The organism is Parvibaculum sedimenti (assembly GCF_009184905.1).
Classification (GTDB): Bacteria; Pseudomonadota; Alphaproteobacteria; order Parvibaculales; family Parvibaculaceae; genus Parvibaculum; species Parvibaculum sedimenti.
This window is the reverse complement of sequence record NZ_WESC01000003.1, coordinates 117730-139649: the sequence shown is the minus strand read 5'-3', so window position 1 is coordinate 139649 and position 21920 is coordinate 117730. Positions and strand designations below refer to the sequence as shown.

Sequence of the window (21920 nt, the reverse complement as noted above, 5' to 3'; positions counted from 1 at the left end):
GAGTTGAGCCTCAGCGCGGCTTGCCACCGCCGAGCGGAAGAGAATTTCCGCCACGGCGGAAGCCGGAGCCCCAGCCGCCGCTCGTTCCCTCGGCGCGGGGCGCAGCGGCGGGCGGCGCGTCGCGGAAGAGACCTGCTATCTGCGAAAGAAGGCCGCCAACAGAGCTTTCATCGCGAGCGACGGCGAAGTCGCCCTCGGCGCCGGCGAGCGGCGCGGGCGGCACGCCGGTTTGAGCGGCCGCCATGTAATTATGCCAGGCGAGCGCGGCAAAATTTCCGCCCGAGACATTCTTCATGGGCGAGTTGTCGTCATTGCCGAACCAGACGCCCGCGATCTCATTGCCGGTATAGCCGATGAACCAGGCGTCGCGGTTGTTCTGGCTGGTGCCGGTCTTGCCGGCGGCGAGGCGATCGGGCAGGGCTGCTCGCTGCCCCGTTCCCTCGGTCACAACCTGGTGGAGCATATAGGTCATCTCGCGGGCATGGGTCTCGTCGGTCGCCTGCGTCGCTTCAGTTTGATGCGTATAGAGAATATTTCCGTCTGCACTGGCGACCTCGACAATGCCATAGGGCGAGAAGTGGCGGCCGCCATCGGCGAAAGTCGAATAGGCGGAGGTGAGTTCGAGAAGCGTCACTTCGGAACTGCCGAGCGCGATGGAAAGATTGTCCTGAATGGGCGATGAAATGCCGAGACGGCGGGCCGCATTGGCGATGGAAGAGACGCCTACGCGATCGGCCAGCTTTACGGCGACGGAATTGATGGAGCGGGCGAGCGCCTCCGTCAGCGTCACCGGGCCTGTGTAGCGGCGGTTGGCATTCTGCGGCTCCCATTCGCCGAGCGCGACGGGCGTGTCTTCCATCTCGTCAAAAGGGGTGAATCCCTGTTCCAGCGCCGCGAGATAGACGACGGGTTTGAAGGCGGAACCCGGCTGGCGCAGGGCCTGCGTCGCACGGTTGTATTGGCTTTGCAAATAGGAGCGTCCACCGACAAGGGCGAGGACGGCGCCGTCCGGCGCCAGCGCGATGAACGCGCCCTGACCGACATCGCGCTTCATGCCGCCATTCTTGAAGGCTGCGCGCATGGCGTCTTCGGCGGCGGACTGGCGCCTCGGATCGAGCGTCGTTTTCACGGTGAGGCGGCCATGCGCGTCGGGGAAGCGGTTACGGACCTCGGCAACGACCCAGTCGACAAAATATTGCGGTCCGTCGCGCTTGTCGCGTTCGGCGACCTGCGCCGGATGGGCGCGCGCGCCGGCGACCTCCGCAGGCGTGAGATCCCCATTGTCGACGAGACGGTCGAGAACCTGATTGGCGCGAGCCTGCGCGAGGGCCAGGTCGTTTGTCGGCGCGAAACGCGAAGGCGCCTTGGGAAGTCCTGCGAGCACGGCGGCTTCGGCCAGTGACACATCGCGTGCGCTCTTGCCGAAGTAATAATGAGCAGCCGCATCGACGCCATAATTGCCCGCGCCCATGTAGACGCGGTTGAGATAGAGGGTGAGGATCTCGTCCTTCGTCATGTGGCTTTCGAGCCAGAGGGCGATCAGCGCCTCCTGCGCCTTGCGCCAGAGTGTGCGGTCGGAATCGAGATAGAGGTTCTTCGCCAGCTGCTGGGTGATGGTGGAGCCACCCTCGACGAAGCCGCCGGAACGAAGGTTGACCCATGCCGCGCGCGCTATGCCGCGCAGGTCTATGCCCCAATGGGAATAGAAGCGGCGATCCTCGGTGGCGAGGAAGGCCTTCACCAGATAGGGCGGAAGTTCCGCGAGAGGTACGACGGGCGCCGTCGTGCCGCCGCGGCTGCCGATCTCCATGCCTTCGGCGTCGAGCACGGTGACGGCAAGCGCTGCGGTGGGGCCCATGTCCATCTCGCGCTGAATTTTCGGCACGGTGACGAAAATGAGGAGGGCGACGAGAACGACGCCTGCGCTGAGGACGAAGGCGCCTGCCCGGATAGCCAGCCGGGTCAGGCGGCGGCGATGGGCGGCGCGGTGCGCGGCAGCCTCGGCTTGTCGTTCGTCGTTCTGATCTGACACCTTGAAACCCCCCTTGGGTATCCGGGCGCGCTCCTTGCCGCCCGGAACCGCAGCGAAGGCAGGATTCCGCGTCTTTGTGCCGGGATTAGGGCGGGATTGGGATCGGCCATGCCGCAATTGTGTCTCAATGGTGGACTGAACACTTGACCGGAAAGGCTGTCCGGGTTTTTGTGCGCCGATGAAAAGACAGGCCGACATAGAACCGTTCTGGAAGCGCAAGACGCTCGAAGAGATGACCCGCAAGGAGTGGGAATCGCTCTGCGACGGCTGTGCGAAGTGCTGCCTGGTCAAACTCGAAGACGAGGACACGCTGGAGATTTCCTTCACCAGCTCGGTCTGCAAGCTGCTCGATTGCGATAGCTGCCGCTGCAAGGACTATCCCAACCGCTCGAAGCATGTTCCGGACTGCGTGCAGTTGACGCCGGAAGTCATCTACGAAGTGAGCTGGATGCCGCCGTCCTGCGCCTATCGCCTGATTGCGGAGGGCAAAGACCTGCCGAGCTGGCATCCGCTGGTTTCCGGCGAGACGGAGAGCGTTCACCGCGCGGGCATGTCGGTGCGCGGCAAGGTCGTGTCGGAAGAAGAAGTCGATTTCGACGATATCTGCGACTACATCGTCGACTGGCCGAAGCTCATCGCGGACTGAACGATTCGTCCGAGCGGGGATAAGTTCGCGGCGAAAAAGATTTGTCGGCGGATGATTGACGAGGCCTTGACGAGCGTGACGCTCGGGGCCATCTGTTTTGGCATATCCGGAAGTGTGTCCTTTCGTTTCGTCCGGAAAAATAATCGAAAAATTCGTAGGCAGAGTGAAATCGCTCTTGAAGAGCGTTACGCTCCTTACTATCTGATCGCTATATCCGGAACTGTGGCCGGAGCTTCGAGCCCTCCCCCAAAAGGAGGGCTTTTTTATTGGGCGATGCCCATTTATTGGTCGATGCCATGGCGACGAAGGCGAAACGCAAGGAGCCCGACTGGGCGAAGATACGCGCCGCTTATGAAGACCCTGCGGTGCCGCTTTCCGGGACGGCAAAGGTTGCAGGCGTCAACGCGCAGACGCTGATCGCGCGGGCGCGGCGGGAGGGCTGGCGGGCGCGAACGCCGGCGCCGGCAAAACCCGCACCGGCGGCGGAACTGACCGGCGCTGCGATGAAGCCATCGAGCCTTGCGACGCGGCTGAAGCGGCTGATCGCGCGGGAGATCGAGGCAATCGAGGGAGAGAGCACGAAGAAGCGCGAGGCCGCCGAGAAGGAGCGCGACGCGCGGCGGCTCTCCTCGCTGGTGCGGTCGCTCGAAAAGCTGAAAGACATGAAGTCCGGCAAGGAAAAGACGGACAAGAAGAAGGATGAGGATGGCGATGCGCTCAGAACCGAGCTTCAACGCCGCCTCGCTCGGCTCGCTGCCGCTGCAAATGCGGACGGCGTTTCTGACGAGTCTCAGCCCGGCTGAGGCCGAATGGCTGATGGAGCACTGGCTTTTCTGGGCGCGACCCGACCAGCTTGCACCTGAAGGCCCCTGGACGACATGGCTGGTTCTGGGGGGACGCGGCGCGGGGAAAACGCGCTCGGGCGCGGAATGGGTGCGCGGCGAAGTTGAAGCTGCCCGCGCGAGCCGCATCGCGCTGATCGGCGAGACATTCGGCGATGTCCGCGAAGTGATGATCGACGGGCCGTCGGGGCTTCGCGCCATCGGGATGCGCGGAGGGCGACCGCGCTATGAGGCTTCGCGCAGGCGATTGCTCTGGCCCAATGGGGCGGTGGCGCAGGCATTTTCGGCGACGGAGCCGGAGTCGTTGCGCGGCCCGCAATTTGATGCGGCCTGGGCCGACGAGCTGGCGAAGTGGCGATATGCGGAAGAGACATGGGACATGCTGCAATTCGGGCTGAGGCTCGGGGAGCGGCCGCGCCAGGTTGTGACTACGACGCCGCGCCCGGTGCCGATCCTGCGGCGGTTGATGGCGGAGGCCACATGTGCGGTGACGCGGGCATCGACCCATGCCAATCGTGCGAACCTTGCCGAAAGTTTCTTCCGCGCGGTCATCGCAAGATATGAGGGAACGCGGCTTGGGCGGCAGGAACTTGATGCGGAGCTGATTGAGGACAATCCGGACGCGCTCTGGTCGCGCGGGATGATCGAGACGCATCGCATGGCGATGACACCGGAACTTGTGCGCGTTGTCGTGGCGGTCGATCCGCCCGCGACCAGCGGCGCGAGCGCGGATGAATGCGGGATCGTGGTTGCAGGCGTTGATGGCGAAGGCCGGGCCTATGTGCTCGACGATCGCTCGATGGGCGGGCTGACACCGCTCGCCTGGGCGAACCGCGCGGCCAAGGCCTATCGCGACCATGACGCGGACAGGATCGTCGCGGAGGTGAATCAGGGCGGCGAGATGGTTTCGACCATAATGCGGCAGGTGATGCCCACGGCGGCGCTGCGGCTGGTGCGGGCGACGCGGGGCAAACGTGTGCGGGCAGAGCCCGTGGCGGCGCTTTATGAGCGTGGGCTCGTTTCGCATGTCGGCAGTTTCGCGAAGCTCGAGGACCAGATGTGCGACTTTACCGGCAGCGGCAAAAGCCCGGACCGGCTCGACGCGCTGGTCTGGGCGCTGACGGATCTGATGCTCGAAGGCGAGGCGGGAAAGCCGAAGGTGCGGCGGTTGTGATCGTGGATGAAGGAGAAGACAGAACATGCCATCGGATGTGATCGCGGGACCGTGGGGCAGGCTCGCCGCCGCGATGCGCGGAAAGCCGCGCGTCGAGCAGAAGGCGAGCAAGGCGGGGCCGCTTGTCGCGCTGACGCTGGCGGGACGCGCCGTCTGGACGCCGCGCGATTATGCGTCGCTGGCGCGGGAGGGCTTCGAGCGCAACGCCATCGCCTATCGCTGCGTGCGCATGATTGCGGAGGCGGCGGCAGGCGTGCCCTGGCTTCTTTACGAGGGGGAGCGGGAACTGACCGAGCATCCGCTGCTTCGGTTGCTCGAAACGCCCAACCCGATGGAGAGCGGCGCCGATCTTTTCGAGAGCTGGTATGGGTTTCTGGAGGTCGCCGGTAATTCCTATCTGGAGGTTGTGGAACTCGGCGGCGAACCCCGCGAGCTTTATGCGCTGCGGCCGGACCGGATGAAGGTCGTGCCGGGTCGCGCGGGCTGGCCGGAGGCTTATGAATATTCTGTCGACGGACGGACGGCCATGTTTGCCTGCGATCCGGCAAGGGGCATCGCGCCGATCCTGCACATGAAGCTCTTTCATCCGACGGACGATCACTATGGCATGAGCCCGGTGGAGGCGGCGGCCTTCGCGGTCGACATCCACAACGCGGCGGGGCAATGGAACAAGGCGCTGCTCGACAATGCGGCGCGGCCATCCGGTGCGCTGGTCTACAAGGGCGGCGAGGGCGCGCGGAACCTGACCGAGGATCAGTTCGAGCGGCTGAAGCACGAACTCGCGGAGAATTATCAAGGCGCGGCCAATGCCGGGCGGCCGCTGCTGCTCGAAGGCGGACTAGACTGGACGGCGATGGGCATTACGCCCAAGGACATGGATTTCATCGAGGCCAAACGCGCAGCGGCCCGCGAAATTGCGCTCGCTTTCGGCGTGCCGCCGATGCTGATCGGCATTCCGGGCGACAATACGTTTTCGAATTATCAGGAAGCGAACCGGACCTTCTGGCGGCAGACGGTGCTGCCGCTCGTCAGCCGCACCGCGCGGGCGCTGACGAGATGGCTCGGGCCGCGTTTCGGTGAGGGCTTGCGGCTCAGTTACGACACGGATCAGGTCGAGGCGCTTTCAACCGAGCGCGAGGCGCTGTGGGCGCGCGTCGGCAAGGCGGATTTTCTGACTGAAGACGAGAAGCGGGCGGCGGTGGGCTATGGCAAGAAGTGAGGCTGAGTGCGCTGTCCTATGTTGGGTCGTCATCCCGGCGCAGGCCGGGATCCATCTTGCTTTGCGACACGCGGCCAAGGTGGATCCCGGATCAAGTCCGGGATGACGAAGTGGGACAAGCCGGAGGAGACCATGAAACTCGGCGACAATGCGGGCTGGAAGCTCGACCGGCATATTCCGGTGGCGCTGGTCGTCACCATCGCGCTGCAAACCGGTGCGGCGCTCACATGGTCGGGCGCGGCGGCGGAGCGGTTGACGGCGCTGGAATTGCGGTCGGGACGCACGGATGAAGTGGTCGAGCGCACGGCGCGGCTGGAGGAACAGTCGCAGGCGATGCGGGCGAGCCTCGCGCGGATCGAGGAGAAGCTTGATCGGGCTGTGGCGCGGAGGTGATGTGGTTCCTGTTTCGTCGCCTCGGACTTGATCCGGGGCCCATCTTTGCTGCGAGGGGGGAAGGAAGATGGATGCCGGATCAGGTCCAGCATGACGAGGTAGAGGTGAGACGTGGATGGCCCGGTCGAGCCGGGCCATGACGACGAGTGAGGAATGTCGCGATGCAGAGGCGCCCAGGGGGCGCCTTTTTTATTGGTTGGAGGTCAAGTGGAACAGGGCAGGCGGTCGGAGCAGAAGGCGACGCGGTTCGATGTGAAGGGGCTGAAGGAGGACGGGAGTTTTGAGGGCTATGCGTCGCTGTTCGGGCAGGAGGATCTGGGGCGCGATGTGGTGATGCCCGGCGCGTTCCGCTCGTCGCTGGCAAAGCGCGGCCCTCGCGGGATCAAGATGCTTTATCAGCACGACCCCAACGAAGTGATCGGTGTGTGGATGAAGCTCAGCGAAGATATTCGCGGGCTTCGCGTCGAGGGGAAGCTGCTTCCCGATGTCGGGCGCTCGCGTGAGGTCTTGAGCCTGATGCGGGCGGGCGCGGTGGACGGGCTTTCCATCGGCTACCACGTCGTGAAGGCGACGAAGGACGGGAAGACGGGGCTTCGCAAGCTGATCGAAGTCGATCTCTGGGAAATTTCGGTCGTGACCTTTCCGATGCAGCCGGAGGCGCGGATCAGCGCCGTCAAATCGGAACGGCCGACGGAACGGCAATTCGAACGCTGGCTCATGCGGGATGCGGGGTTCAGCCGGACGGAGGCCCGCCGCATCGTGGCGGGCGGATACAAGGCGCTTCCAGCTTCGCGGGACGCGAGGGGAGGCGATGGCGCGCGGCTGGCGCGGGCATTCCGCGAGGCGGCGCGCATTTTCAACTGACATCAAGAGGAGAGCACCATGAGTGCATTCATGAACGGCGTCCCGCGCATCGGGGCGTCGCTGAAGGGTGAGCCGCGCGCGCCGGAGACGAAAAGCGTCGGTGCGCATGAGGTCCGCGATGCGATGGACGAATTTCTCTCGGCCTTCGACGATTTCAAACAGGCGAACGACGAACGCCTTGACGAGATCGAGAAGAAACTTTCTGCCGACGTGGTGACGGAAGAGAAGGTCGACCGCATCAACCGCGCGCTGGACCGGCAGAAGAAGACGGTGGACGAACTGGCGCTGACGCTGGCGCGGCCCGAAATCGGCGGTGAGCCTCGCCTGCGGCTCGATCCGGCGCGGCGCGAGCACAAGCGCGCTTTCGATCTCTATGTGCGAAAGGGCGAAGCGCAGGATCTGCGGACGCTCGAAGCCAAGGCGCTTTCGGCGCAGTCAGATCCCGATGGCGGCTATCTGGTGCCGGTGGAAACGGAACGCCTGATCGACCGCATCGTATCGGACGCTTCGCCGATCCGCGCCATTGCCGGTGTGCGCCAGATCGGCGCGGCGAGCTACAAGAAGCCCTTCACGGTGTCCGGTCCGGCGAGCGGCTGGGTGGGTGAGACGGAAGCGCGGGCGGAGACTTCCGCCTCGGCGCTGTCCGAAATCGAGTTTCCGGCGATGGAGCTCTACGCCATGCCGGCGGCGACCTCGACGCTGCTCGACGATGCTGCGATCAATATCGACCAGTGGCTCGCCGAAGAAGTGCAGACGGCCTTCGCGGAACAGGAGGGCACGGCCTTCGTCAATGGCGACGGCATCCGCAGGCCGCGCGGCTTCCTCTCCTATGCGAAGGTGACGAATGCCAACTGGTCATGGGGCAAGCTTGGCTATCTCGCCACCGGCGCGGCGGGCGCTTTCCCGACCTCCAACCCGGCGGATGTGCTGATCGACCTCATCTATTCGGTGAAGGCGGGTTATCGCGCCAATGCGCGCTTCGTGATGAACCGCGCGACGCAGAGCGCCATTCGCAAGCTCAAGGATACGGACGGCAACTATCTCTGGCAGCCGGGCATCGCGGCGGGCACGCCGCCGACGCTGCTCAACTATCCGGTGACGGAGGCCGAGGACATGCCCTCCATCGCCACGGATGCGACCGCGATCGCCTTCGGCGATTTCAAGCGCGGCTATCTCATCGTCGACAGGCTCAGCGTGCGCGTGCTGCGCGATCCCTATAGCGCCAAGCCCTATGTGCTCTTTTACACGACGAAGCGCGTGGGCGGCGGTGTGCAGAACTTCGAGGCGCTGAAGCTTCTGAAGTTCGGAACGGCATAAGGAGGACGCGATGCGCGACATTCACCACAACATCAAGACCGTGCAGACGCTCGATCCGGCGATGACGACGGCGGCGCGCGCGGGCGCACCTCTCGATCGCCAGGGCTTCGAGGCGGTGGAGCACATCGTGCTTTTCGGCGCGAGCGGGGACACCTTGTCGTCGACGCTCAAGACGGATGTGAAGCTCGAAGCCTCGGAAGACGGGACGAGCTGGTCGCCCGTAACTGACAGCCGACTCACATCGGGCGTGCCTGTGTCGACGGCGGGTGTCTTCGCCACCGTCGATGCGGCGGCGAAGGCGCAGATGGCCTATCGCATCGGCTATGTCGGCAATGCCCGATATAGCCGCGTGAGCCTCGTGCTCACCGGCACGCATGCGAGCGGCACACCGGTGGCGGCGCTGGCGCTTCTGACCAAGGCGAATGTGAAGCCGGTCACGTAACCGGCTTTGCGGAACGTCCCGGCCTTCGCCCCTCCCTCCGAAGGCCGGGACGACACTCTCAATCTCGAAAGACATCTCATGACACTCATCCTGACGGCGGGGCCGGCCGAGGAGCCGGTGACGCTTGCCGAGGCGCGGGCGTTTCTTCGGCTCGACGATACCAGCGAGGACACGCTGGTGACGGCGCTTATCACGGCGGCGCGGGCGACGCTGGAGGCGGAAACGCGGCGCGCCTTCGTGACCCAGCATTGGCGGCTTCTTGTCGACCGCTTTCCCGAGGACGCGATTGTCCTGCCGCTCGCGCCGGTGAGCGCGGTGAGTGCGATTTCGCTCATTGCACGGACGGCACCGGACGAAGCGCTGGATGCAGCGCTCTACGAACTCGATCTTGCTGGTGAGCCGCCGCGCGTCTGGCGAGCAGACGGCGCTGTTTGGCCGAAGGCGAAGCGGCGTATCGCAGGCATCGCTATCGATTTCACGGCGGGCTATGGCGGCGCGGCGAGCGTGCCGCAGCCGTTGAAGCAGGCGGTGCTGATGCTTGTCGCGCATTGGTACGAGACGCGGCTGCCGGTCGCCTACGATGGCGCGGCGTCGGACATTCCGCTGACGGTGGCGGCGCTGATCGCGCCTTACCGGAGGTTCCGGCTTTGAGCGGGCGCGATCCGGGCAGGCTGCGCGAGCGCGTGACCATAGAGACGCCGGTGCGGACGGCGGATGGTGCAGGCGGCGCGTCCGTTGGCTGGAGCGCATTGGCAACCGTCCGGGCGGAAGTCATCTCGTTCAAGGGGACGACGCTCGCCGCAACCGAGCGCGAAGAGGCGCGAGAGCCTTACCGCGTCGTCATCCGCTACCGTGATGATGTGACGGCGGAGATGCGGCTGCGCTGGCGCGGGCGGGTGCTCGATATTTCGGGGCGCCACGATCCCGATGGGCATGGGCGATGGCTCGCTATCGAGTGCGAGGCGCGGCCATGAGCGCATTTGACGCCGACCTTGCCTTGCAGAAGGCGATCTATGCGCGGCTCTCGGGCGATGCGCCGCTTGCAGCTCTCGTCGCGGGGCGCATCTACGACAATGTGCCGGCCGATGCGGGTTTTCCCTACATGACGCTGGGCGAGGCGCAGGTGAGCGACTGGAGCACCGGCGACAGCGAGGGCGGCGAACATCGTCTGACATTCCATGTCTATTCGCGCGGAGGCGGACGCGCGGAGACAAAGACTATCCTCGGCGCGATCAACGCGGCGCTGCATGACGCAGGCCTGACGCCCGAGGGCGCGCGGCTCGTGGGCATGCGCTTTCTCGATGCGGAGACGCGGCGTGAGCCGGACGGCATCACCTGGCGCGGAACGATCCGCCTCCGCGCGCTCACCGAAATCACGGAGTGACATCATGGCAGCCCAGAAAGGCAAGGACCTGCTCGTCAAGCTCGACGCGGACGGGTCGGGGACATTCACCACGGTGGCGGGATTGCGCACGCGCGCGCTCGCCTTCAATGCGCGCAGCGTTGATGTGACCAATGCGGATTCCGCCGGGCGTTGGCGGGAGCTGCTCGAAGGCGCAGGCGTGCGCTCGGCTTCGATCAGCGGGCGCGGTATTTTTCGCGATCAGGTATCGGACGCAAGTATTCGTCAGGTGTTTTTCGATGGTGCGATCAAGAATTGGCAGGTGGTGATCCCCGATTTCGGCACGGTCGAGGGGCCGTTCCAGATCACGGCGCTGGAATTTGCCGGTGAGCATGATGGCGAGGTGACGTTCGACATGTCGCTCGAAAGTGCGGGCGCCCTGACATTCGCGGCTTTGTGAGGACGGCATGGTCAACAGGCACAGAGGTGAAATCGCGGCCATGCTCGGCGGCGAGCGCCGGACGCTGGTGCTCACGCTCGGCGCGCTGGCCGAGCTCGAAGATGCTTTCGGCGGTGAGGACATGCTGGCGCTGGCATCGCGTTTCGAGACAGGACGCATATCGGCGCGCGACGCGATCCGCGTCATTGGCGCGGGTCTTCGCGGCGCGGGCGAAACGGTGAGTGACGAGAACGTGATGCACATGAATGTCGAGGGAGGCGCTGCGGGCTACATCGCGGTTGTCGCCGATCTTCTGACCGCAACCTTTGGTGGCGACACGGTTGTATGAAAACGTTCCCTTGGACACGTGCGATGGAAATCGGTTTCGGCCATCTCCGTCTTGCACCGGAGCAGTTCTGGGGCATGACGCTGCCAGAACTCGCGTCGGCGGCACGATGTCTGCGTCGTGATGATGGAGATCAGATGACAATGCGCGATCTGGACAGATTGATGGGACTGTTTCCCGATTGATTGGTGGCTGAACCAGAGAAAACAAGCCTACAAACTTCTTTGTCAATTATTGCGAATGGTTCGGAAACCGGCTATTTTCCTCCGACAGCGGATGGCATTGGTCATCCTTGGGGCTGCGACGCCGGGGCGTCGAACTGGGGGAATTCATGACAACTTTCATACGAAAGCTGACACTGCTTTGCGCCTTTTTTCTTGTCGCAGGTTGCGCGGCCAAGCCGGCGGTCCCTTTCGATAGGTCGACAGCCAGCAGCATAAAAGTCATCGGACTTTTAACGCCTGATGTGCCGAGCGAGCCATCTGCCGTCTTGGCCAGCAGCGTTGGGCAGAGCTTTGGCCTCATCGGCGCTCTCGTCGATGCTGGCATGAAGGACAATCGGGACGGTTCGCTGCGAGATGTTCTCGCCGCGCAGAAGTTCGCCGCCGACAAGGCTCTCACGGACGATCTGACGGCTTCACTGAAGTCCAGGGGCTACGAGGTGAAGCTGATACCCGTTTCACGTAACGATAAGGGGAAGCTTCTCAAGACATATCCGACACAGAGTGAAAATCAGGTTGATGCCTATCTCGATGTCGTGAGTGTCAATTATGGGTATGTGGCGGCCGGAATTGCGGGTAACACCCCTTATCGTCCTTTCCTCTATACGGATTGTAAGCTGGTGAAAGCCAGCGACGGGGCCGTGCTGATGGAGGATAGCGTCAACTACAACCCGATCATGGCAGCCGGCGCGGACGCCGAGCATGTCACGATCAGTCCGGATCCAGCTTATTCCTTCGAGAAGTTTTCGGAGATCGAAGCAGATCCCGCAAAGGCGACCAAAGGGGTGAGCGTTGCCTTCGCGCAAACGACCGATGCTATCGGTCGGTTGTTGCGGTGAGCGCACGATGAAAAGCCTTCGATGGGAAGTGCCGATTGCGATGGCCGCTATTGTAGCAGCTGGCTTGGGCGGCTGCGCAAAGGATAAGGTTTCGCAACCGCCGATCCTGTCGCTTCCGACTGCGAGTGTCTGTACGGCAGCGCCGGAGCTCACAAGAGCGCTGCCTCTGGTTTTCGATCCGGAGAAGGATCTGCCGGTGACAGTCTCTCTCGATGCGGGGAGTGCCTGCCTGGAGCAAAAGCCCGGAGAGAGGAGCCTCTATGGCGTCGTGGCATTGCCGGCCGCCGGTCAGCAACTCGTTATTTCGGTGGCAAGCGAGCCGATTGGGCAGAGCATCTTCGCACCGCAACTCATGCTGCTCGATCAGAAGGGCGCCGTGTTGCGGCGGATACCGCGCGACGATTTCATGTTCCGTGGTGGTGCATTGACGGCGCTCATCCGAGCGCATGACGCCGAGCGTTATCTGGTCGTCATTTCCGATCCGAAGATGGTTGGACAAAATATATCGCAGGTTGCCGGGGCGACGACCGCTACCCCGGTCACCAATGGTATCGTCGGATTTGTAGCCTATACGGGATCGGAATCGACGACCAACCTCACCTATTCGCATGGCGGGACGGTAAAGGTCGTCGCGCAGACCTTGGGCGCGGGCAAATAGGATGTCGGAACGACATTTTTCTGCCGGAACTTTCCTCATCTTCATCCTCATTCACGTTGCGTTCGGACTTTCTGCCTGTGCGGCGCATAGCTTGCGCCAGCCTACGATGCACGAGGTGCATATCAATCCGTCGACGAATGCCGAGGCGGACCTTGCGAGCATCGACGCGGTTGCTCGAAGTCTTGGGTTCGTCGCGTCGCCGCAGGATCGCAACATCGGCAAGTCAGGACGAATGCCCTGTGTCGGGACGGTCGATGTCCTGAAGTCATATCGCTATTCGGATGTCATCGGGTTCTATGTCGTGAGGTTCAAGGAGGGTGGGCTTCTGTCTGTCGCTTTCGCAGACACCGCCGAACCCGGTCAACAGACGCCCGCCGCGTCGTATGATCTCTTTGTCAAACTCGCAAAAGGGTTGATCTCGCGCTTCGGCAGAGATCGGACCAGCGTGCCGCCAACGGAGTCGGATTGTGTAAGCTGGAATGGCATCAATCTCGATACGTCGGGCAGCGGCACCTGGTGACGCGAGCAGTCGGCTCTCAGCGCCGCTCTGATATTCCGTCTTCTTCTCGATCTCTCTACTTGTTGGGACATTTCAGCTGCGAGCGATCCTGAACGCATAATCCTCGGTGACGATCGGAAACAAGCTGGGCTGTTCGGTCGGGGGCAGAATGTTACGGCTTCCGGCTTCACTCCGACCATATCGCTCCATGTTGTCGGGGTCGATAATCGCCGCGAGGCGCGCCGCCGACAAATGGCGCGCTACCTCTTTGTTCATACAGGAATTATCAGCATGCACATGATCGATGTGGCGGCTTTGCAGCCGCTTGTGAACGAACTCGTCCTGGCGGCGTTGACGGCGCTTGCTTCGGTTGTCGTGGCGAGGGCTTGCGCGCTCCTCAAGGCCAAACGCGACGGGGAGTTGGGACAGATTCTCGACAAGACGCTCGGCATGGGTATTGCCTTTGCCATGTCGAAGCTCAAGGCGATGGAGGATGCCAATTCCACTCTGGCGGTCAGAAGCGAAGTGGTGGCGGAGGCGGCGAACTACGCGGTGCTTCATGTGCCCCAGACGGTGAAGGCGCTCGGGCTGGATGGCGAGCATCTTGCGCGCATGATCGAGGCGCGGCTTGGGGTGGCCGATGTCGGGGCGCAAGCGTGATTGACCTTTTTGCAAAGCTCGCCGGATTGCTCGGCGAATTCGGCATTGGCTTGCTCGGCTTTTTGCTTGCGCGGCGAAGCGACAATGCGGAAGCGCTGCGACAAGAACTGGAAAGACAGAATGCGATCAACGATGCGCTGGCCGATGCTCCTCGCGATCAGTCCGACGCTGCTCGGCGGCTGCGCGATGGCAGGTTCTAACGCGGCATGTCTGCATGTGCGCGACTACACGAAAGCGGAGCAGGCGGCGGCAGCCGATGAACTCGACAGGCTTGGTACCGCTTCCGTGATGGGCCGCTTCATGGCGGATTATGGCGCGCTGCGTGATGAAGCGCGGGCAGCCTGCCGGTAAAGCCTCTTCCAACAGCAATGAGTGAGCAAACAGGATGACCGATCCAAACGATCCGGCGGCGCTGGCGGCGGCGCTCGACGCGGCGACGGCGGCGACGCGGAATTTCGGCGCGGAGACGACACGCACGCTTTCTTCGGTGACTGACAATTATCGCCGCGCGTCTTCGGGCGGACGTGATTTCAGCACAAGCCTGGTGCGAGCCTTCGATGACATTGCGCTCAAGGGCAAGTCGTTGTCTGAGACGCTCAAGACGCTTGCGCTCGATCTTTCGAAGCTGGTGCTCAACAATGCACTGAAGTCTGTGGCAAGTTCAGCGAGCGGGTCGCTCGTATCGTCGCTCGGTTCGTTGTTCGCGAGCGCGGATGGAAACGTGATAGCTGGCGGGCGCGTGAAGCCTTTTGCGAAAGGCGGCGTTTTGTCGAGCCCGATGCTTTTTCCGCTCGAAAACGGAACCGGGCTGGCGGGCGAGGCGGGGCCCGAGGCGATCATGCCGCTGCAGCGCGGCAGCGACGGCCGGCTCGGCGTCGCGGCACAGGGCGGCGGCCAGCCGGTGACCATCCATTTCAACGTGACGGCGACGGACGCTGCGAGCTTTCGCCGCTCCGAAACGCAAATCGCGGCGATGCTCAATCGCATGACGAGCCGCGGGGCGAGGAATCTCTGACATGTCGTTTCATGAAATTCGCTTTCCAACGAACATTGCGCTTGGCGCAACGGGCGGTCCGGAGCGGCGCACGGAAATCGTGACGCTCGGCTCCGGCGCGGAGGAACGCAACAGCGCCTGGGCGCATTCGCGGCGGCGCTACAATGCGGGGCTCGGTACGCGCTCGCTTGACGATGTGCACGCGCTTATAGGGTTCTTCGAGGCGCGGCATGGGCGACTTTACGGCTTTCGCTGGAAGGATCGCGCGGATTTCAAATCCTGCGCGCCCGGAGCAGAAGTGACCGCGACCGATCAGGCAATCGGAACGGGTGACGGCGCAACATCGGCATTTCAGCTCGTCAAAGCCTACTCGTCAGGCGGGGTGTCTTATCTGCGGACGATCCGGAAACCTGTTGCCGGAAGCCTGCGTGTCGCGGTCGATGGCGTCGAAGTGGCGGGTGCTGCGTTTTCGGTCGATGCGACGACGGGGATCGTCAGCTTTGCAGTGGCGCCGGTCTTGGGCGCGGCAGTGAGCGCGGGCTTCGAGTTCGATGTACCGGTGCGGTTCGACACGGACTTTCTGGAGATCAATCTCGCGGCGTTCGAGGCAGGATCGGTGCCGAATGTGCCGGTGATCGAGGTGAGGGTTTAAATCATGAAATTCTTATCTTCCGAACTCGCCGCGCATCTCGCGGGCGGGGCGACGACGCTCTGTAATTGCTGGAAGCTCACGCGCGGCGATGGGCGCGTGATGGGGTTCACCGATCATGACGGCGATCTCGCCTTCGGCGGCGTGACCTATGAGGCGGCGGCGGGGTTCACGGCGAGCGCGATCGAAAGCTCGGCGGGGCTTGCGGTCGACAATCTCGACCTCGCCGGCGCGCTCGATTCCGAGCGGCTGGATGAGGGCGATCTCGCGGCGGGGATTTACGACGACGCGTCGGTGGAAATCTGGCGCGTCAACTGGCAGGCGCCGGAGCAGCGTGTGCTCATGCGGAAGGGCAACCTGGGTCAGGTAAGCCGGGGCGCCACGGGCTTCACAGCGGAACTCCGGGGCCTCGCGCATCGGCTGAACCAGCCTGTGGGGCGGCTCTTTCAATATGGCTGCGATGCGGATCTCGGCGATGAGCGATGCGGCGTCGCGCTCGCCTCGGTGGAGATGCGCGGCGAGGGCGTTGTTCTTTCGATCGAGGAGAACCGCATCGTCACGGCGTCGGGGCTTGGGGCATTCGATGAAGGGTGGTTCGAGCGTGGACGACTGGTATTCACAAGCGGCGGGAATACGGGCGCGGGATGCGAGGTGAAGCTCCACTCGCTGACGGTTGACGGCGCGGTGATCGAACTTTGGCAGGCGATGGCGCGGGAGATCGCGCCAGGTGATGCCTTCGCGGTGACGGCGGGCTGCGACAAGCAATTTGTCACCTGCCGCGCGAAGTTCGGCAATGAAACGAATTTTCGCGGCTTCCCGCATATGCCGGGCAACGACTACGTCATTTCCTATGCAAGCTCTGGAGACGTGAATGATGGCGGAAGCCGGAACTGAGCTGACGCGAGCGGCCGTCGTCGCGGCGGCGCGAGCCTGGATCGGCACGCCTTATCGGCATCAGGCGAGCTGCAAGGGGGCGGGCGCGGATTGTCTGGGGCTTGTGCGAGGGCTGTGGCGCGAATTCCACGGGGCCGAGCCGGAAGTGCCGCCCGCCTATACCGCCGATTGGGCGGAAGCGCCGGGTACGGACGGAAATGTGATTGAGGCGATGGCGGAGGCGGCGCGGCGGCATCTCGTGGAGATCGCGGTCGGCGAGGCGCGGGCGGGTGATGTGGTGCTTTTCCGTATGCGCGCGCGGGGGCCGGCGAAGCATGCGGGCGTGCTGACCGGCGAGGAGCGAATGGTGCATGCGTGGTCGGGGCGCGCGGTGGTCGAGACATCGCTTGGGCCCTGGTGGCGGGCGCGGATGGCCTGTGCGTTCCGCTTTCCGGGAGTGAATGACTGATGGCGACACTTCTTCTTTCGACGGCGGGCTCGGCGCTCGGCAGCACGCTGCTGCCCGGCGGCCTGAGCTTTCTCGGCGCGACGGTGAGCGGCGCGGCGCTCGGGGGCGCGATCGGCGCGGGGCTCGGCTCTTACGTCGATCAACAGCTTTTCGGTTCGACGGTGGCGAATTCGGAGGGCCCGCGCCTTTCCGATCTGCAGGTTCTGTCCTCCACCGAAGGCGCGCCGGTGCCGCGGCTTTATGGCCGCGCGAGGCTCGGCGGTCAGGTGATCTGGGCGACGAATTACAAGGAGCACAAGTCGACGGAGAGCGCCGGCGGCAAGGGCGGTGGCGGCGCGAGCGTGACGAGCTATTCCTACACCGTATCCTTTGCTGTCGCGCTTTGCGAAGGGCCTATCACGCGCATCGGCCGTGTCTGGGCGGATGGCAAGGCGATGACGCTGGAAGATGCGACATGGCGGCTGCATAAGGGCGATGACGCGCAGTTGGCCGATCCGACCATCGAAGCGGTGGAAGGCGCGGGCAATGCGCCCGCCTATCGCGGTACGGCCTATGTCGTCTTCGAGGATCTGGCGCTGGCCGACTATGGCAACCGCATTCCGCAGCTTTCCTTCGAGGTGTTTCGCTCATTGAGCGACGTCGAAGAGGCGGTGCGGGCGGTGACGATCATTCCCGGCGCGGGTGAGTTCGTCTACGAACCGGACGCCGTGCGCGAGATATTGAGTGAGAGTTCGAGCCGAGCGGTCAATACGCATTCGAGCGAGGGTAGGAGCGACTGGACGGCGGCGTTGGACCAGTTGCAGGACCTTTGCCCCAATGTGGCGAGCGCTTCGCTGGTCGTAAGCTGGTTCGGCGACGATCTGCGCTGCGGACAATGCACGGTGCGACCCAAGGTCGAGACGGATTGGAAGATCACGACGCCGGAAGCATGGAGCGCGGGCGGCGTTGCGCGGAGCGCGGCGGAGGTCTTGAGCCAGGTCGACGGCAAGTCCGCATTCGGCGGCACGCCTTCCGATGGGGCCGTCATTCGCGCGATCAAGGATATGAAGGCACGCGGGTTGCGCACTGTCTTCTATCCATTCGTGATGATGGATATTCCCGAGGGCAATACGCTGACCGATCCATGGAGCGGGGCGGGGGCGCAGCCGACCTATCCCTGGCGCGGGCGTATCACCTGCTCGCCTGCCGCAGGCCGGGCGGGCAGCGTGGACAAGACGGCGGCAGCGGCGGTGCAGGTGGCAAGCTTTTTTGGCACCGCTGGCTCAAGCGATTTTCACGTTGCGGGCGAAGCGGTGAGCTATAGCGGACCGGACGAATGGTCCTATCGGCGCATGATCCTGCATTACGCGCATCTCTGCGCGGCGGCGGGCGGCGTCGACGCGTTTCTCATCGGTTCGGAGTTGAAGGGGCTGACGCAAATCCGGAGTGATGCCTCGATCTATCCGGCGGTGACGGCGTTGAGGGCGTTGGCTGCCGATGTGGCGGGCATTCTGGGAAGTGCGACGAAGATTTCCTATGCGGCGGACTGGTCGGAATATGCGGGGCACGATCCGGCGGACGGGACGGGCGACCGCTTCTTTCATCTCGATTCGCTCTGGGCGGACGCAAATATTCATTTTGTCGGCATCGACGCCTATGCGCCGCTGACAGATTGGCGCAAGACGAGCAATCATCTCGACCGCGAAGTCGCGGATACGATCTACGATATCGATTATCTGAAGTCGCGGATCGCGGGCGGCGAGAATTACGACTGGTATTATGCGAGCGACGCGGATCGAGCGGCGCAGATACGGACACCGATTACCGATGGCGCTTACGGCAAGCCGTGGGTATATCGCGCGAAGGACATCAGGTCGTGGTGGGCGAACGCGCATTACGACCGTCCCGGCGGTGTCGAGAGCGCGGCGGCGACGGCATGGGTGCCGGAAGGAAAGCCGCTCTGGTTCACCGAGATCGGCTGCCCCGCGATCGACAAGGGGACGAACGAGCCCAATCTCTTTGTCGACGCGAAATCGTCCGAAAGCGCGGTGCCGCATTTCTCGACCGGGACGCGCGACGATTTTATCCAGCGCTGCTTTATCGAGGCGCAGACGGGCTATTGGAGCGAGGCAGGCGCGCATAATCCCGTTTCGTCAGTCTATGGCGGGCGGATGCTCGATCCGGCGGACATGTTCTTCTGGACATGGGATGCGCGGCCCTTTCCAGTCTTTCCGGAGCGCACGGACCTTTGGGCGGATGGCGAGAACTGGCAGCGTGGGCACTGGCTGAATGGCAGATTGGGCGCGGTGCCGCTCGGGCCTCTCGTCTCGGCGATCATGAGCGAAGTGGGCTTTTCCGATTTCGACGCCAGCGGCCTCGCGGGCGTTGTGGAAGGATTTGTGATCGATCGCATCATGTCGCCCCGACAGGTGCTGGAGCCGCTGATGCTCGCGCGCTTCTTCGACGCGGCGGAGAGTGAGGGCGCGATCCGCTTCCGGCATTACGGGATGCAGGCGGTCGCAACTCTGACGCCGGAACGATTGGCGGTCGAGGAAGCAAGCGCCGAGGCGGGCTACAGGCTGACGCGCGGGCAGGAAACTGAGTTGCCGCTTTCCGCCAAACTCTCCTTCATCGACGGCGGGATGGAATATCGGCAGGCGGCGGTCGAGGCGCGAAGGCTTGGCGTTTCGACGCAGCGCGTGTCGTCCGCATCCTTGCCGATGGTGATGACGGCGGAGGATGCGCAGGGTGTCGCCGAGATATGGCTTCAGAAAAGCTGGAGTGAGCGCGAGGCGGCGGCACTGAAGCTGCCGCCTTCGCTTCTCGCGCTCGATCCGGGCGATGTGGTGGAATTGGCGATGCCCGCGCGGACGGCGCGGTATCGGCTGACGGCGCTGACCGATGGGGAGCGTCGCGATGCGGAGGCGGTGGCGAGCGAGGCGAGCCTCTACGGACGGCTTGCGGCGCCGCGCCGCACCAGAGCCGCAGCGGCAGCATCGAGCTACGGCGTGCCGCTCGCCGTGTTTCTCGATCTGCCGCTGCTGACGGGCGAAGAGGCGCCCTATGCGCCGCGCATCGCGGTGGCGGCCGATCCCTGGCCGGGCAGCGTCGCCTTGTGGAAGAACGCCGGGGCGGGCTTCGCGCTTGACCGCGCTATTTCCCGGGAGGCAACCATCGGGCGAACGACGAGCGCGCTTGCGCCGGGCGTCACATCGCGTTGGGACTACTCGCAAGTGCTGACCGTCGCGCTCGTCTCGGGCGCACTGTCCTCGGCGAGTGAAGGCGCGGTGCTCGGCGGCGCGAATGTCGCGGCGATTGAGGCGCCCGAGGGTGAGTGGGAGGTGATCCAGTTCCGGGAGGCGGCGCTGGTCGCGGCCGGAACTTACGAGCTTTCGGGCCTGTTGCGCGGGCAGGCGGGGACGGAGGCCGCGATGCGGTCGCCACTGGCGGCGGGTGCGCGCTTCGTGTTGATCGATGCGGCGGTGAGTGAGATTGGCTTGAGCGACGGCGAGCGCGGGCTTGAGCGGACATGGGCTTGGGGGCCCGCATCGAAGCCGATAGACGATGCGAGCTATGCGACGGCGGTGCAGGCATTTGATGGCGTGGGGCTCAGGCCCTTGTCGCCGGTGCATCTGCGTGCGGCGCGGGATGTCGATGGCGACATCGCGATCGGCTGGGTCCGCCGCACACGCATCGGTGGCGATGGCTGGGCGGGGACGGATGTGCCGCTTGGCGAGGAAGAGGAGCGCTATGCGCTCGACATTCTCAGTGACGGGGCCGTTGTACGCAGCTTCGAGGTGACCAGCGCGGCCGCGAGCTACACGGCGGCGATGCAGATCGCGGATTTCGGATCGGTGACATTCGCGACGCTTTCCATGCGCGTTGCGCAAGTGAGCCGCGCGTTCGGGCGCGGCACGGCAAGAGAGGCGACACTTCATGTCTGAGACTTTGCATCTGAAACTTCCCTATCTCGAAGCGGCGCAAGCGCAGAAGCATGTGACGGTGAATGACGGTCTGAGAGCGCTCGATGCGCTGGTGCAGCTTTCGGTGACGTCGCGCGCGTTGAATACGCCGCCATCCACACCTGTGGAGGGCGATCGCTATATCGTTGCCGCAGCGCCCACGGGTGCGTGGAGCGCGGCGGCAGGCGAGGTCGCCGCCTTTGTCGATGGCATGTGGAGCTTCTTTGCTCCGCAGATGGGCTGGCGCGCCTTCGATGAAAGCGCGGGTGAGTTCGTTTACTGGACCGGGGGCCATTGGGTGCCGGAGCCTTCGGGGGCGAGCATGGTCAGCGCGCATGGCGCGGCGACGACGCTCAGTATCATCGAGGGCGATCACACGATCACGGCGGGGACCTATAACGACACGTCGTTCACGATCCCGGACAGGGCCATTGTTCTTGGCATCACAGGGCGGGTTCTGACCGCGCTCGGCGGAGCGACCTCATGGAACCTCGGAGTCGCGGCGGATGCGACGCGCTATGGAAACGGAATCGGAATTTCGGCGGGGTCCACCGTCATCGGACCTTCGGGGACGCCGGTGACTTATTGGGGGGCGACAGCGATCCGCGTTTCATCCGTAGGGGGAAGTTTCACAGGCGGGGCAGTGAGGCTCGCAATTCATTGCCTGACGTTGACCGGGGTGGGTGTGTGACAGGACGGAGGCCTACGTCGGGCGGCCAGGACATGCCGGCCGTTGACGTGGGGCAAATGGCGCGCTCTGTCGCAAGCTCCGGGGGTGACGAGCCGCGTCTGAGCCCCTATAAGGGGTGGGCGCGATCGGGGGAGCCGCGTGAAGTCCTTTGCCTCACTCTGTTCCGATGAAGGGGTTTCATGGCACGGCCTCGCCTGTTTTCATCGCGCAGGATGTTTTCCTCGCGCCGGATGATCTTTTCTGAAGCCCGCCCGAGGCGTTCTTTCCTTCGCGCCCTGGGATTCGCCCTCGCAGCCGCGCTTATTTTCGCGGCTGGCGTTTATACGGGCCAGAGCTTTCCTCACATATTCGGATCGTCGAAGCCCGCGCC

Annotated in this window: 27 protein-coding genes; 25 read left to right on the top strand and 2 right to left on the bottom strand. The window is 64.0% G+C overall.

Going from position 1 to position 21920, the window contains the following annotated elements; translation table 11 throughout:
• Positions 1-10: 10 nt before the first annotated feature.
• Complete coding sequence (locus tag F2P47_RS04205; protein WP_185680939.1) at positions 11-2032, bottom strand: transglycosylase domain-containing protein; 2022 nt, start codon at positions 2030-2032, stop codon at positions 11-13.
• 178 nt (positions 2033-2210) lie between these two features.
• Between F2P47_RS04205 and F2P47_RS04200 the strand changes: the two genes are divergently transcribed.
• From F2P47_RS04200 to F2P47_RS04120, 17 genes are all read left to right on the top strand, one after another.
• A complete protein-coding gene (locus tag F2P47_RS04200; RefSeq protein ID WP_152214914.1) occupies positions 2211-2678 on the top strand; it encodes a YcgN family cysteine cluster protein in 468 nt (155 codons plus the stop codon).
• 266 nt (positions 2679-2944) lie between these two features.
• Positions 2945-3481 carry a hypothetical protein gene (locus tag F2P47_RS04195; protein WP_152214913.1) on the top strand — a complete coding sequence of 179 codons (537 nt, stop codon included), beginning with the start codon at positions 2945-2947 and terminating at the stop codon, positions 3479-3481.
• Positions 3384-4694, top strand: coding sequence for a DNA-packaging protein (locus F2P47_RS04190; protein ID WP_425500025.1), 1311 nt, complete (start codon positions 3384-3386; stop codon positions 4692-4694). Before F2P47_RS04195 ends, F2P47_RS04190 begins: the two co-directional genes overlap by 98 nt.
• 73 nt (positions 4695-4767) lie before the next feature.
• On the top strand, positions 4768-5913 hold the full coding sequence (locus F2P47_RS04185) for a phage portal protein (protein WP_246176739.1): 1146 nt from the start codon (positions 4768-4770) through the stop codon (positions 5911-5913).
• Positions 5914-6015: 102 nt separating this feature from the next.
• The gene (locus F2P47_RS04180; protein WP_204886505.1) at positions 6016-6306 is read left to right on the top strand and encodes a hypothetical protein; all 291 of its coding nucleotides are present in this window, start codon (positions 6016-6018) and stop codon (positions 6304-6306) included.
• Positions 6307-6513: 207 nt separating this feature from the next.
• A complete protein-coding gene (locus F2P47_RS04175) occupies positions 6514-7170 on the top strand; it encodes an HK97 family phage prohead protease (RefSeq protein WP_246176733.1) in 657 nt (218 codons plus the stop codon).
• An 18-nt stretch (positions 7171-7188) separates the two neighbouring features.
• Positions 7189-8487 carry a phage major capsid protein gene (locus F2P47_RS04170; protein ID WP_152214910.1) on the top strand — a complete coding sequence of 433 codons (1299 nt, stop codon included), beginning with the start codon at positions 7189-7191 and terminating at the stop codon, positions 8485-8487.
• 10 nt (positions 8488-8497) lie between these two features.
• Positions 8498-8929 carry a hypothetical protein gene (locus F2P47_RS04165; protein WP_152214909.1) on the top strand — a complete coding sequence of 144 codons (432 nt, stop codon included), beginning with the start codon at positions 8498-8500 and terminating at the stop codon, positions 8927-8929.
• Positions 8930-9007: 78 nt separating this feature from the next.
• On the top strand, positions 9008-9580 hold the full coding sequence (locus tag F2P47_RS04160; protein WP_152214908.1) for a head-tail connector protein: 573 nt from the start codon (positions 9008-9010) through the stop codon (positions 9578-9580).
• Entirely contained in the window at positions 9577-9903 is a 327-nt protein-coding gene (locus F2P47_RS04155; RefSeq protein WP_185680938.1) for a phage head closure protein, read from the top strand. The genes F2P47_RS04160 and F2P47_RS04155 overlap by 4 nt, the downstream gene beginning before the upstream one ends.
• Positions 9900-10313, top strand: a complete 414-nt coding sequence (locus F2P47_RS04150) for a DUF3168 domain-containing protein (protein ID WP_152214906.1) — start codon at positions 9900-9902, stop codon at positions 10311-10313. Before F2P47_RS04155 ends, F2P47_RS04150 begins: the two co-directional genes overlap by 4 nt.
• A 4-nt stretch (positions 10314-10317) precedes the next feature.
• Positions 10318-10731: a phage major tail protein, TP901-1 family gene (locus F2P47_RS04145; RefSeq protein WP_152214905.1), complete on the top strand. Its 414-nt coding sequence runs from the start codon at positions 10318-10320 to the stop codon at positions 10729-10731.
• Positions 10732-10738: 7 nt separating this feature from the next.
• The gene (locus F2P47_RS04140) at positions 10739-11059 is read left to right on the top strand and encodes a gene transfer agent family protein (RefSeq protein WP_152214904.1); all 321 of its coding nucleotides are present in this window, start codon (positions 10739-10741) and stop codon (positions 11057-11059) included.
• Entirely contained in the window at positions 11056-11241 is a 186-nt protein-coding gene (locus F2P47_RS04135) for a phage tail assembly chaperone (RefSeq protein ID WP_152214903.1), read from the top strand. The genes F2P47_RS04140 and F2P47_RS04135 overlap by 4 nt, the downstream gene beginning before the upstream one ends.
• Before the next feature lie 146 nt (positions 11242-11387).
• On the top strand, positions 11388-12116 hold the full coding sequence (locus F2P47_RS04130; RefSeq protein ID WP_152214902.1) for a hypothetical protein: 729 nt from the start codon (positions 11388-11390) through the stop codon (positions 12114-12116).
• Positions 12117-12123: 7 nt separating this feature from the next.
• Positions 12124-12774: a MalM family protein gene (locus F2P47_RS04125; RefSeq protein ID WP_185680937.1), complete on the top strand. Its 651-nt coding sequence runs from the start codon at positions 12124-12126 to the stop codon at positions 12772-12774.
• Between the two features lies 1 nt (position 12775).
• Positions 12776-13294, top strand: coding sequence for a hypothetical protein (locus tag F2P47_RS04120; RefSeq protein ID WP_152214900.1), 519 nt, complete (start codon positions 12776-12778; stop codon positions 13292-13294).
• Between the two features lie 72 nt (positions 13295-13366).
• On the opposite strand, the gene F2P47_RS04115 is transcribed toward F2P47_RS04120, so the two are convergent.
• Positions 13367-13549 (bottom strand): hypothetical protein, encoded by a 183-nt coding sequence (locus F2P47_RS04115; protein WP_152214899.1) that lies wholly within the window; start codon positions 13547-13549, stop codon positions 13367-13369.
• 15 nt (positions 13550-13564) lie between these two features.
• Here F2P47_RS04115 and F2P47_RS04110 point away from each other — a divergent pair, with 15 nt between their 5' ends.
• The 8 genes from F2P47_RS04110 (at position 13565) to F2P47_RS04075 (ending at position 21550) form a co-directional block, all read left to right on the top strand.
• Positions 13565-13933: a hypothetical protein gene (locus F2P47_RS04110; RefSeq protein ID WP_152214898.1), complete on the top strand. Its 369-nt coding sequence runs from the start codon at positions 13565-13567 to the stop codon at positions 13931-13933.
• Positions 13934-14053: 120 nt separating this feature from the next.
• A complete protein-coding gene (locus F2P47_RS04105) occupies positions 14054-14284 on the top strand; it encodes a hypothetical protein (RefSeq protein ID WP_152214897.1) in 231 nt (76 codons plus the stop codon).
• Between the two features lie 34 nt (positions 14285-14318).
• The gene (locus F2P47_RS04100; protein WP_152214896.1) at positions 14319-14948 is read left to right on the top strand and encodes a phage tail tape measure protein; all 630 of its coding nucleotides are present in this window, start codon (positions 14319-14321) and stop codon (positions 14946-14948) included.
• Position 14949: 1 nt separating this feature from the next.
• Complete coding sequence (locus F2P47_RS04095; RefSeq protein WP_152214895.1) at positions 14950-15579, top strand: DUF2460 domain-containing protein; 630 nt, start codon at positions 14950-14952, stop codon at positions 15577-15579.
• Positions 15580-15582: 3 nt separating this feature from the next.
• Entirely contained in the window at positions 15583-16470 is an 888-nt protein-coding gene (locus F2P47_RS04090) for a DUF2163 domain-containing protein (protein WP_152214894.1), read from the top strand.
• The gene (locus tag F2P47_RS04085) at positions 16448-16918 is read left to right on the top strand and encodes an NlpC/P60 family protein (protein WP_425500024.1); all 471 of its coding nucleotides are present in this window, start codon (positions 16448-16450) and stop codon (positions 16916-16918) included. Before F2P47_RS04090 ends, F2P47_RS04085 begins: the two co-directional genes overlap by 23 nt.
• Complete coding sequence (locus tag F2P47_RS04080; RefSeq protein WP_152214893.1) at positions 16918-20841, top strand: baseplate multidomain protein megatron; 3924 nt, start codon at positions 16918-16920, stop codon at positions 20839-20841. The genes F2P47_RS04085 and F2P47_RS04080 overlap by 1 nt, the downstream gene beginning before the upstream one ends.
• Entirely contained in the window at positions 20834-21550 is a 717-nt protein-coding gene (locus tag F2P47_RS04075) for a DUF2793 domain-containing protein (protein ID WP_152214892.1), read from the top strand. Before F2P47_RS04080 ends, F2P47_RS04075 begins: the two co-directional genes overlap by 8 nt.
• The last annotated feature ends 370 nt before the right edge of the window (positions 21551-21920 follow it).